The 13,272-nt window shown below is 72.4% G+C and carries 9 protein-coding genes; 8 read left to right on the plus strand and 1 reads right to left on the minus strand.

Features of this window, described 5'->3' with window-relative positions; genetic code table 11:
* Positions 1–64: 64 nt before the first annotated feature.
* Positions 65–1,219 (minus strand): acyl-CoA dehydrogenase family protein, encoded by a 1,155-nt coding sequence (locus tag KGD83_RS02945; RefSeq protein ID WP_212642402.1) that lies wholly within the window; start codon positions 1,217–1,219, stop codon positions 65–67.
* A gap of 146 nt (positions 1,220–1,365) precedes the next feature.
* Here KGD83_RS02945 and KGD83_RS02950 point away from each other — a divergent pair, with 146 nt between their 5' ends.
* The 8 genes from KGD83_RS02950 to KGD83_RS02985 all read left to right on the plus strand — a co-directional run bounded on the left by KGD83_RS02950 (position 1,366) and on the right by KGD83_RS02985 (position 13,270).
* Positions 1,366–2,124: a TetR/AcrR family transcriptional regulator gene (locus KGD83_RS02950; RefSeq protein ID WP_212642403.1), complete on the plus strand. Its 759-nt coding sequence runs from the start codon at positions 1,366–1,368 to the stop codon at positions 2,122–2,124.
* Positions 2,125–2,351: 227 nt separating this feature from the next.
* A complete protein-coding gene (locus KGD83_RS02955; RefSeq protein WP_212642404.1) occupies positions 2,352–3,977 on the plus strand; it encodes a peptide chain release factor 3 in 1,626 nt (541 codons plus the stop codon).
* 803 nt (positions 3,978–4,780) lie between these two features.
* A complete protein-coding gene (locus KGD83_RS02960; protein WP_212642405.1) occupies positions 4,781–6,070 on the plus strand; it encodes a citrate synthase in 1,290 nt (429 codons plus the stop codon).
* A 226-nt stretch (positions 6,071–6,296) separates the two neighbouring features.
* Complete coding sequence (locus KGD83_RS02965) at positions 6,297–7,157, plus strand: HdeD family acid-resistance protein (protein ID WP_212642406.1); 861 nt, start codon at positions 6,297–6,299, stop codon at positions 7,155–7,157.
* 336 nt (positions 7,158–7,493) lie between these two features.
* Positions 7,494–8,663, plus strand: coding sequence for a macrolide family glycosyltransferase (locus tag KGD83_RS02970; RefSeq protein WP_212642407.1), 1,170 nt, complete (start codon positions 7,494–7,496; stop codon positions 8,661–8,663).
* 181 nt (positions 8,664–8,844) lie between these two features.
* On the plus strand, positions 8,845–9,384 hold the full coding sequence (locus KGD83_RS02975; RefSeq protein ID WP_212642408.1) for an AAA family ATPase: 540 nt from the start codon (positions 8,845–8,847) through the stop codon (positions 9,382–9,384).
* A gap of 275 nt (positions 9,385–9,659) precedes the next feature.
* The gene (locus tag KGD83_RS02980) at positions 9,660–10,928 is read left to right on the plus strand and encodes a type III PLP-dependent enzyme domain-containing protein (protein WP_212644246.1); all 1,269 of its coding nucleotides are present in this window, start codon (positions 9,660–9,662) and stop codon (positions 10,926–10,928) included.
* Complete coding sequence (locus tag KGD83_RS02985; RefSeq protein ID WP_212642409.1) at positions 10,925–13,270, plus strand: serine/threonine-protein kinase; 2,346 nt, start codon at positions 10,925–10,927, stop codon at positions 13,268–13,270. The genes KGD83_RS02980 and KGD83_RS02985 overlap by 4 nt, the downstream gene beginning before the upstream one ends.
* The last annotated feature ends 2 nt before the right edge of the window (positions 13,271–13,272 follow it).

Raw genomic sequence — 13,272 nt, forward strand, 5'->3', positions numbered from 1 at the left:
GCTCCACGGCTCGCGTCTCGGTGGAGACCGGCCGTGGGCGGGGTCCTCTCGTGCCTCCGGGGCTCTACTTGAGCAGCTGGCGGGCCATCACCATGCGCTGGATCTGGTTGGTGCCCTCGTAGATCTGGGTGATCTTGGCGTCGCGCATCATGCGCTCCAGGGGGAAGTCCTTCACGTAGCCCGCGCCGCCCAGCAGCTGCACGGCGTCGGTGGTGATCTCCATGGCGGCGTCGGAGGCGAAGCACTTGGCGGCGGCGCCGTAGAACGGCAGGTCGTCGTCGCCGCGCTCGGACTTGGCGGCGGCCACGTAGACCATCTGCCGCGCTGTCTCCAGCTTCATCGCCATGTCGGCGAGCATGAACTGCACGCCCTGGAAGTCGGCGATGTGCTTGCCGAACTGCTTGCGCTCCTTCACGTAGGCCACCGCCTGGTCCAGCGCGCCCTGCGCGATGCCGACGGCCTGCGCGCCGATGGTGACGCGCGTGTGGTCCAGGGTCCGCAGCGCGATCTTGAGGCCCTCGCCCGGGGCGCCGACGATGCGGTCGCCGGGGACGCGCACGTTGTCGAAGAACAGCTCGCGGGTGGGGGAGCCCTTGATGCCGAGCTTGCGCTCGGGCTCTCCCAGGGTGAAGCCCTCGTCGTCGGCGTGCAGCACGAAGGCGGAGACGTTGCGGCCGCGCGCGCCCTCGGGGTCTGTCACCGCCAGCACCGTGTAGTACTTGCTGACCCCGGCGTTGGTGATCCAGGACTTCTGGCCGTTGAGGACCCAGCCGTCCCCGTCGGCGACGGCCTGGGTGCGCATGCTCGCGGTGTCGGAACCGGCCTCGCGCTCGGACAGGCCGTAGGAGAACATCGCCTCGCCGCTGGCCACCTCGGGCAGGTAGCGCCGCTTGACCTCATCGGAGGCGCCCAGGATCAGCGGCATGGTGCCGAGCTTGTTGACGGCGGGGATCAGGGAGGAGGAGGCGCACACGCGGGCGACCTCCTCGATGACGATGCAGGTGGCCAGGGCGTCGGCGCCCACGCCGTCGTACTCCTCGGCGATGTGCGGGGCGTGGAAGTCCGTGGCCACCAGCGCGTCGAGGGCGTCCTGGGGGAAGGCGCTCCTCTCGTCGACCTCCGCCGCGTGCGGGGCGATCTTGTCCTCGGCGACGGAGCGTACGGCCTCGCGCAGCTCCTCGTGCTCCTCGGTGGTCCTGAACAGGTCGAAGTCGCTCATCTGCATTCCTCCCCTGGCGGCGGTCCCGGGTGATGGCACCGCGTGCCATCCCTTGGCATTCAGTGCCAGGATAGGGGGCGGAAGGGATGAAGTACACAGATGGGGGCGCACAGCCTTCCAGACACCGGACGAAGGGGGCGCGGCCCATGGAGAACCAGGTCGGCCGGGGCGGTCAGACGCGCGCGGACACCCGTGCCGTGGTGCTGGCCGCGGTGCGGCTGTTCACCGAGGACGGCTTCGAGGCCACGACGATGGACCAGATCGCCGCGGCCACGGGCGTGAGTCGGCGCAGCCTGTTCCGCCGCTTCGGCTCGAAGGAGGACATCCTTTTCGCCGAGCACGACGAGCTGTTCACCACGGTCGAGGGCTTCCTGGAGGCCTCCCCGGACGACCCGCTGACGTCGGTCCTCTCCGCCACCCGGCTGGTGCTCCAGGGCTACCTGGGCGATCCGGAGATCACCGTGCCCCGCTACCGCCTGGTCCGCGCCCACGCCCGCCTGCGCGACCGCGAGGTGGCGATGACCGCCCGCTACCAGGCCGCCTTCAGCCGCTACCTGGCGCGGCGCGGGGGAGGCGGGGACCGCTCTCTGGCCGCCGGGGTGGTGGCGGCGTCGCTGATCGCGGCGCACAACCACGTCCTGCGCGGGTGGCTGCGCGGCCCGGAACAGGACGTCCGCGAGGTGTGGGCGCGCTTCGACGAGGCCATGGAGTTCGTCCGCCTGGCCGCCGAGCCGATGCTGCGCACCGCGCCGGAGCCGCGGCGCGACCGGGTTCTCGTGGCGGTCTACCCCGGCGGCACCGGCCGCGAGGAACTGCTCCGCCGCGTCGCCGAGGCCGTCCGGCAGTCCGAGGGGTCCGAGGAACCGGAGGGGGCGGAGGGAACCGGGGGGCCCGGGAGGACGTAGGGGATCGAGGGGCCCGAGAGGCCGGAATCCCCAGGAGGCAGGGGAAACCGGGGGCACGGGGGACCGGCGGGGACGGAAGGGGCCCGGGCCCGCGCGCCCGACCGCCGCCTCCCCTGCCCGGAACCCTCGCCCCGGCCGGACCCCGCGCGGTCGGGGCGGCGCTCCGACGAGCGTAGGCTGGTGGGCCGGGAAACGGGTAGTCACACGAGGCGGATCGGACAGCGGAGATGAGCGTGGACACGGCGGGCGCCACCAAGCAGGAGTCTGAGGTAGTACGCGAGGCCTCCCGGCGGCGCACGTTCGCGGTGATCTCCCACCCCGACGCCGGCAAGTCCACCCTGACCGAGGCCCTGGCGCTGCACGCGGCCGCGATCTCCTCGGCCGGAGCCGTGCACGGCAAGGGCGACCGCAAGGGCGTGACCTCGGACTGGATGGAGATGGAGCAGGACCGCGGCATCTCCATCACCTCCGCCGCGCTGCGCATCGACTACGACGGCCGGGTGCTCAACCTGGTGGACACCCCCGGCCACGCCGACTTCTCCGAGGACACCTACCGGGTGCTGTCCGCGGTGGACTGCGCGATCATGCTGCTGGACTCGGCCAAGGGCCTGGAGCCGCAGACGCTCAAGCTCTTCGACGTGTGCCGGGCGCGCAAGATGCCGGTCATCACCTTCGTCAACAAGTGGGACCGCCCCGGTCGCGAGCCCCTGGAGCTGCTGGACGAGATCGAGCAGCGCATCGGGCTGCGCCCCACCCCGATGAACTGGCCGGTGGGCATCGCCGGGGACTTCCGCGGCCTCATCGACCGCCGCGAGGGCGTCTACACCAAGATGTCGCGCACCCCGGGCGGGGCCCACAAGGCCATCGAGGAGGTCCTGGACCCCGAGCGCGCCGCCGAGGTGGAGGCCGACGCCTGGACCCAGGCCCAGGAGGAGATCGAGCTGCTGGAGGCGCTGGGCGCCGACTTCGACGCCGAGTCCTTCCTGGCGGGGGAGTCCTCCCCGGTGCTCTTCGGCGCCGCGCTGCCCAACTTCGGGGTCGGCCAGCTGCTGGAGGCCGTGGTGGGCCTGGCCCCGGCCCCCGGGCCCAAGGAGGACGACCGCGAGCGCCCGCGCGCCGTGGCCGACCCGTTCTCGGGCCAGGTGTTCAAGATGCAGGCCAACATGGACAAGAACCACCGGGACCGGATGGCCTTCGTGCGCATCAGCTCGGGCCGCTTCGACCGCGGCATGGTGCTCACCCACGCGCCCACGGGCCGCCCGTTCGCCACCAAGTACACCCAGGCGGTGTTCGGCTCCGACCGCACCACCATCGAGACGGCCTACCCCGGTGACGTGATCGCGCTGGTCAACGCCCAGGCGCTGGCGGTGGGGGACACCCTCTACGACGGCCCCAAGGTCTCCTACCCGCCGATCCCCAGCTTCGCCCCCGAGCACTTCGTGGTGGCGCGGGCCAAGGACGCGAGCAAGTACAAGCAGTTCCAGCGCGGCATCGCCCAGATGGACGCCGAGGGCGTGGTGCAGGTGCTGTCCTCGGACGTGCGCGGTGAGCAGGCGCCGGTGCTGGCGGCGGTGGGCCCCCTGCAGTTCGACGTGGTCAGGCACCGCATGGAGCACGAGTTCCGGGCCCCGATCGAGGCCTCGCCGCTGGACTACTCCGTGGCGCGGCGCACCGACGCCGAGTCGGCGCCCGCCCTGCACGCGCTGTCGGGCGCCGAGGTGCTGCGGCGGCGTGGCGACGGTGAGCTTTTGGTGCTGGTGCACAACAAGTGGCGTCTGAGGGTGATCGAACGCGACCACCCGGCGCTGTTCATGGAGCCGCTGCTGGCCGGAGGCGTCGACGAGGGCGAGTGAGGCCCCCCGGGGGCGGGCGCCCGGCCCTATCGCGGCCCGGACCGGTTCCCTCCGTCCGGGCCGCCGCCCTTTAGGCAAAGCACGCCCGAGCCGTTTACCCGGGGTGAATGCCGGTTACCCGCTGTTGATACCGGGGGCCGGGTCCCGGGAAATTGGGCGCTCCGCGGAACGCCTCCCGGGGGCGTCCCGGAGGTGTGGCGCGGCGGTGTGCCCGCCGGGGTGTGAACTCCCGTGGCGCACGCACAGTCCGTTGCCACGACGGGCCCGGTTCGCGGCGACCGGCGGGGCCGCCCTGATCCCCTGGGCCCAGGCAGAGGCCAAGATCACCAGCTGGCGGGCACCCCGCCTCAGGCCCCGTGAACAGCGCGAAGGTACCCTGAGGGTAGGCCACTAGGGCGTGTTCGGACACCCGGCCGCACCGAGCTTCGTTCGGCTCTGTCCACTTCTGTGAAGGACAGGCCGAAGGGGGAGGGTTCGGGCGGATACCGGACCGCCCAGGGGACCGGTACAGGAGGCAGCGGGACGCCGGGAGGACCTCCCGGTTCCGTCTGCGACGTCTCAGGGCGATCACGAAGTAATCGACGGCTGGCAAAGTTTGTAAATCTTCACCTGACGGTAATTCGGTGCACGTGTGGGTATGTGTTGCATGTCACCTGTCCGTGAATCGGTGAAACTTATATGCTTTTGCTTAACTGTCGTTTAACAAAACAGAACAATAACGAGTGAAGCAGGAACGTGGCGGCGGACCGCCCCGCGTATGACGCACCTCACGTATCCCCCGCCTGGAAAGGTTGACCTCGGGCATGAGCGAAGACGACAAAGAGCGCACGGTGGAGCTCCACTACGAGGGCGGCGTGCTGAAGCTGCCGGTGTTCACCGGTACCGAGGGTGAGCGCACCATCGAGCTGAAGACCCTCCTGGGGTCGACGGGGATGACCACCCTGGACCCGGGGTTCGGCAACACCGCTTCGTGTAGCTCGGAGATCACCTACATCGACGGGGCCGCCGGGATCCTGCGCTATCGCGGGTACCCGATCGAGGACCTCGCCGTGGGCGCGACCTTCATCGAGGTCGCCTACCTGGTGATCTACGGCGAGCTGCCCGACGCGGACCAGCTCGAGGAGTTCGCCGACAAGCTGCGCGACAACGCCGACATCCCGGCCGACATGGGCGCGCTCATCGACGCGATGCCCCGTAACGGCCACCCCATGGCCCTCATGGCCAGCGCCGTGAACACCCTCGCCGCCTACTACGAGGACAGCGTCGACCCCGGCGACGACGACCAGGTGGAGCTCGCCACGATCCGGCTGTTGGCCAAGCTGCCGACGATCGCGGCCCGCATCTACCGCAACTCGATCGGCGAGAAGCCGATCGGCCCGGACAGCTCGCTCGACTACGTCGACAACTTCATCCGGATGACCTTCGGCGACGTCCACGCCGACAGCGAGCTGGGCGACCTGTTCAACCAGGCCGTCGGCATGCTGCTGGTGCTGCACGCCGACCACGAGCTCAACTGCTCCACCGCCACCGTGCGCGTCGTCGGCTCCTCCAAGGCCGACATCTACGCCAGCGTGGCCTCGGGCATCAACGCCCTCTCCGGCCCGTCCCACGGCGGCGCCAACCAGGCCGTCCTGGAGATGCTGGAGGAGATCCGCGACTCGGGCATCTCCATCGAGGACTTCCTGGAGAAGGTCAAGGCCCGCGAGATGCGCCTCATGGGCTTCGGGCACCGGGTCTACAAGAACTTCGACCCGCGCAGCAAGGAGATCAAGGTTCTGGCCAGCCAGATCCTCGACCGCGACGAGAACCCGGACGAGCTGTTCGCGCTCGCCCTCAAGCTCGAGGCCGCCGCGCTCGCCGACTCCTACTTCACCGAGCGCAAGCTCTACCCGAACGTCGACTTCTACACCGGCGTCATCTACCGCACCATGGGCTTCCCGACCAACATGTTCACCGTGTTGTTCGCCATCGGCCGCCTGCCCGGCTGGATCGCCCACTACCGCGAGCAGCTGCGCGACCCGGCCTTCCGGATCGCGCGCCCGCGCCAGCACTACGTCGGCTCCGCCGAGCGCCGGCTGCCCGGCCAGGGGTAGGCACACCCCGGAGCGCACGGGAGCGCCCGCCCGCGTCAGACGGGGCGGGCGCTCCCGTGCGTCGTCCACGGGCGCATTCGCGCTGTTCGGCCCCCCGTGCGTCCGGGTATGACCGGTACGGGCTGCCTTTTCCCGCATTTTGCGGACCGCTGTCGTCATTGTGCGACGCCGTGGGAAGGGGCAGGGTGCGGTCACCGGACGGGGCCGTGCGAAGGAGGGGGCGACGATGGTCAGGTACGCGTGGACCGGTGACCTGCTCGGTGAGCTGAGCCGGAACTGGTGGCTGGTGGTCCTACGGGGTGTCGCCGCGGTCCTCTTCGGTCTGGTCGCGCTGGTCTGGCCGGGCAAGACCCTGGTGGTCCTGGCGATCGTCTTCGGCGTCTACGCGCTGGTCGACGCCGCTGCCCTCGGGTACGCGGCCTACCGCTCGTCGCCCGGTGCACGGGTCACGCTGGTCGTCCAGGCGGTCCTCAGCGCCGTCATGGGGGTGATCGCCCTCTTCTGGCCGGTCGCGGCGATCGTCGCGCTCGTTTTCGTCGTCGGCGTCTGGGCCGTGGTCACGGGCGTGGCCGAGATCGTCACCGCCATCCGCCTGCGCGCGCACATCAGCTCCGAGTGGCTGCTGGTCTTCGTCGGGGCGCTCTCGGTCGTCTTCGGGCTCCTGCTGTGGTTCTGGCCGCTGGAGGGCGCGCAGGCCATCATGTTCGTGATCGCGATGTACGCGGTCATCTTCGGCGTGGTCATGGCCGTGGCCGGGTTCCGTCTCCGGGGCGCTGCCGAGGCCTTCCTGCCCCCGGAGGACTCACCCGCCTTCGCCGGTCTCGGCGAGCCCGAGGAACCCGCGGACCCGTACGACCGCGGGAACCGCCCCAGCGACCTCCTGGAGGACCGCGCCGACCGGGCCGATCGCGCCTCCCACGACGACGACCTGGACCGCTGGGGTGGGAACGACCCCGGGGACTCCGGTGACGGGTGGGACGACCAGGGCCGGTGGGACGACAGGGAGGGGCGCGGCGGCCGGGACGACCAGCCGGGCGGCAGACACCGGGCTCCGGGCGACGAGGGCCGCCCCGACGAGCCCCGCTGAGCCCCCGGCCCGCCGGACGGGTGCCCGGACCCCGTGCGGACGCGGACGGGCGACGGCTCCCAGAGGGCCGGGGCGGTCCCGTGCCGGGACCGCGAGGCGGACGGCGCTGACGGAGGCGGCAACGCGCTCCGTGCGGGCGCGGACGGCTTCCGGACCCATGGGTGCCGCGCCGAAAAGCGGGTGCGCGATCCCCCGACGCCTGACTACCATGGCGCGCATGCAACTCCAGATCTACGGCTAGCGACAGGCGGCACCGACGCCGCGGCGCACCCGCCCCGCCACGGGGCCCGGTGCCCCCTCGCCCTACCCGTGAACACCCCCTTCTGGAGAAGCACCATGAACCGCCGTGCCCACATCGCCATGGTCGGCACCCCCACCGTGAGCCACGTCCTGCCCAGCCTGGAGGTCATCCGCGAGCTGGTGGACCGGGGCCACCGCGTCACCTACGCCAACGACCCCCTGCTGGCCGACACCATCACCGGCGCCGGGGCCGAACTCGTCCCCTACGCCACCGTCCTGCCCAACGGCGACGGCACCTGGCCGGACGACCCGATCGAGGGCATGGACATCTTCCTGGACGAGGCGATCAACCAGCTGCCCGCCCTGCGCGCCGCCTACGAAGGAGACCGCCCCGACCTGTTCCTGTACGACATCTCGGGGTTCGCCGCACGGGTCCTCTCCGTCAACTGGGGCATCCCCTCGGTGCAGCTCTCGCCCACCTACGTGGCCTGGGCCGACTACGAGGACACCGTCCTGAAGTGGCTGCGCGCCCAGCCCGGTGCCGAGGAGCACTACGCCAAGCTCGACGCCTGGCTCGCCGACAACGGCGTCACCGGCCTCGACCACTCCTCCTTCGCCGGGGTGCCGGAGCGGGCGCTGGCGCTGATCCCGCGCGAGATGCAGCCCTTCGCCGACACCGTGGCCGACACGGTGACCTTCGTGGGGCCGTGCCTGGGCGACCGCGCCGACCAGGGCGAGTGGGTCCGCCCGGCGGACGCCGACAACGTCCTGCTGGTCTCCCTGGGGTCGGCCTTCACCAACCAGCCGGGGTTCTACCGCGCCTGCCTGGAGGCCTTCGGGGGTCTGCCCGGCTGGCACGTGGTGCTCCAGGTCGGCAAGCACGTGGACCCCGCCGAACTGGGGGAGGTGCCGGACAACGTCGAGGTGCACACGTGGGTGCCGCAGCTCGCCGTCCTGCGCCAAGCCGACGCCTTCGTCACCCACGCCGGAATGGGCGGCTCCAGCGAGGGCCTCCACACCGGCGTGCCGATGATCGCCGTCCCGCAGGCCGTCGACCAGTTCGACAACGCCGACCGGCTGGTGGAACTCGGCGTCGCCCGCAGGATCGACACCGAGGACGCCAGCGCGGAACGGCTGCGCTCGGCCCTGCTGGAGCTGACCGCCGACCCCGAGGTCGCCCGCCGCCTCGCGGAGATCAGCGCCCGTCTCCAGGCCGCCGGCACCTCCTACGCGGCCGACCTGGTCGAGGCGGAACTGCCCGCCTGAGCCTGGCCCGGCCGACGCCGGCCCCCGGAGGGCGCCCGGCCCGCGACACCCGGGCCGGGCGCCCCGCAGACGGACCTGAGGCGTCCCGGCGCCCCCGTACCGCGACGACACCCCGCGACCACCGGGCCGGGCGGGGCCGACACGGCGGGCCCCGCCCGGCCCAGTCCACGAACGGAGCACCATGGAGCACCTCGTCGTCGTCACCGGAGGCCCGGGATCGGGCAAGACCACCCTGATCGACCACCTGGCCTCGCTCGGGTACGCGCGCACCCCGGAGGCCGGGCGCGCCGTCATCCGCGACCAGCGCGAGATCGGCGGCCGGGGCCTGGCCTGGCGCGACGACGCCCTGTTCGCCGAACTCATGCTCTCGTGGGAGATGCGCTCGCACCGCGAGGCCTCCTCCCTGCCCGGCCCCGTCTTCTGCGACCGGGGCGTCCCCGACCTGGTGGGCTACCTCCGCCTGCGCGGCCTGCCGGTCCCCGGGCACGTCACCGAGGCGGCCCGCCGGTTCCGCTACCACCGCCGCGTCTTCGTGGCCCCGCCGTGGCCGGAGATCTTCACCGGCGACGCCGAGCGCCACCAGTCCCCGGAGGAGGCCGAGCGCACCCACCGGGCGATGACCGAGGCCTACCCGGCGTGCGGCTACGAGCTGGTGGAGCTGCCGCGCGTGCCGGTCGCCGAGCGGGCCCGCTTCGTCCTGGAGGCCCTGGGCGGGGCTTGACCGCCGAAACCGTGACGGGAGAGCACGTAGCGACGGCAGTGACGGGAGTGACGAAAGGAAGCCTCTGTCACGCGATGCGTCCTCTGGACCGCAAACGGGGTGCCAGTGGCCGTTCATGGCCGTAAACCGGGCTTTCTCTTGTAGTTCGGGAAAGCGGGGGCCAGACTCGTGTCTAGGTAAAGGACCATCGACCGTCCACGCCCCCGACGGCTTCGGGGAGTGTGCGTGGACGCCGGGGAGGAAGGCGGCGGGTGGCCAGGGCGTCCGGGGCGAGCATGCCGCCCATGAGCTGGGAGGGCATCGACCACGCGCTCAACCGTGTGCGCGGTGAGGCCGACCGGATCTCCCTCGACCTCGCTGACCTGGACGGCCACGTCAGCCACCGGATGCTCCAGGGGGCCGACCTCGTCGGTCGCACCCGGCGGCGCTGGGAGCAGGCCAGCGGGCACATCCGCAGCCTGTGGGCGGTCTACGAGGCCTTCCGCGGCGTCGTGGACAGGGCGGGCCGGATCCGGGACCGCGCGGAGGGGCCCGAGGACCAGGCCGCCCTGACCTCCCTGCTCAACGGCGACTCCGTGCCCCTGCCCGCCGACGAGGTCCCGCTGCGCGAGCGCGGACTGCTCCACACCGGAAGCGAGTCGGTCAGCATCGCCGCCGCCGTCGCCCGCATGTCCGCCGACTACGAGGAGGCCACCGAGGTCATCTCGGCCGCCGAGACGGCCTGGGACGCCCTCCACCCGCGCCTGGGCGAACTCGACGCCATGTGGCAAGAGATCGGCACCCTCTCCGACATGGTGGAGCTCGCCGAGGACGAGCACGAATCCCTGCGCGTGGACCTGGCCGCGGTCGGCGCCACCGTCCGAAGCGACCCCCTCGCGCTCGTCGAGGACGGCCGCGTGGACACGTCCTCCCTCGAACGGCTGCGCCTGCGGCTGGAACGCGTGCGCGGCGAGCTCCGCGACGCCCTGCGCATGCGCGACTCCTACGACGAGAGCGTCGAGCGGCTCGGCTTCGCCATCGACGACGTCGCCAAGGACGTGGAGCGCACCCGCGCGCTGCGCGAACAGGTGGTCGCCAAGGTCTCCTCACCCGCCCCGGTCGGCGTGCCCGACCCCGTCCCCGGGCTGCGGGCCCGCATCGACGCCATGGACGCGCTGCGGGCCCGGGGCCGGTGGCGCGAACTCGGCGCCCGCCTGGGCGAGGTCCAGCGCGCCGTCCGCGAGGCGGCCGACGACGCCCGGGAACGCGAGGCCAACCTCACCGGCCTCCTGGAGCGCCGCGCCGAACTGCGCGGACGCCTGGACGCCTACCACTCCCGCTCGGTCCGGCTCGGCGTCGCCGAGGACCCGCGGCTGGCCAGTCTGCACAGCACGGCGCACTGGGCGCTGTGGACCGCGCCCTGCGACCTGCGCGCGGCCGCGGTCGCCCTCTCCGTTTACCAGCGCGCGCTCCACGAACTCGGCGGAAACGATTCCGCCGCGAACAGAACCACGCCGGGCCCGGACGCGTCAGAGGGCCAGAGCGATGGTGGTGCGAACAGATGACGAAGTGCACGGTCCCCGGCTGCCCCGGCCGGGTCGAGGACGGTTTCTGCGGCGTGTGCGGCATGGCCCCCGCGGACGCCCCTCACCCGGGCGGCCCCGCCCCCCTGCGGCGGCCCGTACCGCCGGCCTCCGGCCCGCAGCCCTCCCTGCGCGCGAACTCCGCCGCCGACCCCCTCAGCGGCGACCCCGTCCACTCCCACCCCCTCTCCGGCAACGTCAGGCTCTCGGGGCGCTCCGGCCCCGGCAGCGTCTCCGCGACCTCGGGCACGGGCGGCAGCGGCACCGGGCGCGGCAGCCGCCGCTCCTCCCGCGGCATGCTCGGCATGGGCATGGTCCAGGTGCCCATCGTCCCCTACCGGGACCCCTCCGAAGCCGTCATGGACAACCCCGTCGTCTCGGAGAAGAACCGCTTCTGCGGCAACTGCGGGGAGCGGGTCGGCCGCGCCCAGGGCGACCAGCCGGGGCGCACCGAGGGCTTCTGCCGCAAGTGCGGGACCCAGTTCTCCTTCACGCCCAAGCTCTCCCCCGGGGACCTGGTCGGCGGCCAGTACGAGGTGCTCGGCTGCCTGGCCCACGGCGGCCTCGGCTGGATCTACCTGGCCCGCGACCGCAACGTCAACGACCGCTGGGTGGTCCTCAAGGGCCTGCTCAACGCCGGTGACGCCGAGGCGCACAAGGCGGCCGCCGCCGAGCGCGCGTTCCTCTCCGAGGTCGAGCACCCCAACATCGTCAAGATCATCAACTTCTCCCAGCACCCCGACCCGCGCACCGGCATCCCCGGCGGCCACATCGTCATGGAGTACGTGGGCGGCAAGTCCCTGCGCGAACTGCTCATCGAGCGCCGCGAGGACGACCCCGACGCCGTCCTGCCCCCGGACCAGGTCATCGCCTACGGCCTGGAGGTCCTGCGGGCCCTGGGCTACCTGCACTCCAGGGGCCTGCTCTACTGCGACTTCAAACCCGACAACGTCATCCAGAGCGAGGAGCAGATCAAGCTGATCGACCTGGGCGGCGTGCGGCGCATGGACGACACCGTCAGCCCCGTCTACACCACGCCCGGGTACCGGGTGCCCGAGGAGGAGCTGCGCGGTCCCGGCCCCACGGTCAGCGCCGACCTGTACTCGGTCGGCCGCGCCCTGGCCGTGCTCAGCTTCCGCTTCAGCTTCATGCGCGACCACCCGCACAGCATCCCGCCCCGGGAGACGGTGCCGCTGCTCCAGCGCCACGAGTCCTTCGACCGGCTGCTGCGCCGCGCCACGCACAGTGAGCCCGAACTGCGCTTCCACGACGCCGAGGACATGGCCGACCAGCTCACCGGCGTCCTGCGCGAGGTGCTCTCCGACCTGGAGGGCACGCCGCACCCCGCCCCCTCGGCCCTGTTCGGCGCGGAGAACCCCGCCGCCGGCCCCGACCCCGGCACGCACAACGCCGACCGCATGCTCCTCGCGCCCCCGCCCACCGACACGGCGGCGCTGCTGCCCGCACCCCTCGTCGACCAGTCCGACCCGGCCGCCCAGCACCTGCGCGGCTTCCAGACCCTGCCGCCCGAGGAACTCGTCCCCGCGCTGCGCGCCATGCCCTCGCCCACCCCCGAGACCCTGCTGATGCTGGTCCGCGCGCTCGTCACCGTCGGCCGCCAGGGCGAGGCCATGGACGTCCTCCAGCGGTTCAGCGAAGTGGTCCCGGGCGACTGGCGCACCATGTGGTACCTGGCCGTCGCCGAGCTGAGCACCGGCCGGTTCCGCGACGCCCGCGACCACTTCGACGAGCTGTACGACCACCTGCCCGGGGAGCTCGCGCCCAAGCTCGCCCTGGCCCTGGCCTGCGAGCGGACCGGAGAGCACCAGACCGCCGCCCGCCTGTTCCGGGCGGTCTGGAACACCGACCACTCCTTCGTCAGCGCCGCGTTCGGCCTGGCCCGCATCCGTCTGGCCCAAGGGGACCGGGCCGCGGCCACCGCCGTCCTGGACACGGTCCCGGAGCTGTCGCGGCTGCACGTGCACGCCCAGACCGCGCTGATCGCCGTGCTCGCGGCGCACCACCAGGGCACCGCGGCCGCCGACTTCGTGCAGGCCGGACGGCGCCTGGAGCGGATCGGCCTGGACGGCGAGTCCGCCGACCGCCTGGCGGTCCGGGTCCTGGAGTCGGCCCTGGGCTGGCTCGGCGCGGGTGCGGGGGCACCGGCGGGGGAGGGGCTCCTCGGCGCCCCGTTCACCGAGAACGGTGTACGGGCCAACCTGGAGCGCCGCTACCGCGCGCTGGCCCAGCGCGCCGTCGCGCCGTCGGAACGGTATGAGCTCGTCGACAGGGCCAACTCCCTACGCCCCGTGACGCTGCTGTGAGG

This window comes from Nocardiopsis akebiae (assembly GCF_018316795.1).
Taxonomy (GTDB): domain Bacteria; phylum Actinomycetota; class Actinomycetes; order Streptosporangiales; family Streptosporangiaceae; genus Nocardiopsis; species Nocardiopsis dassonvillei.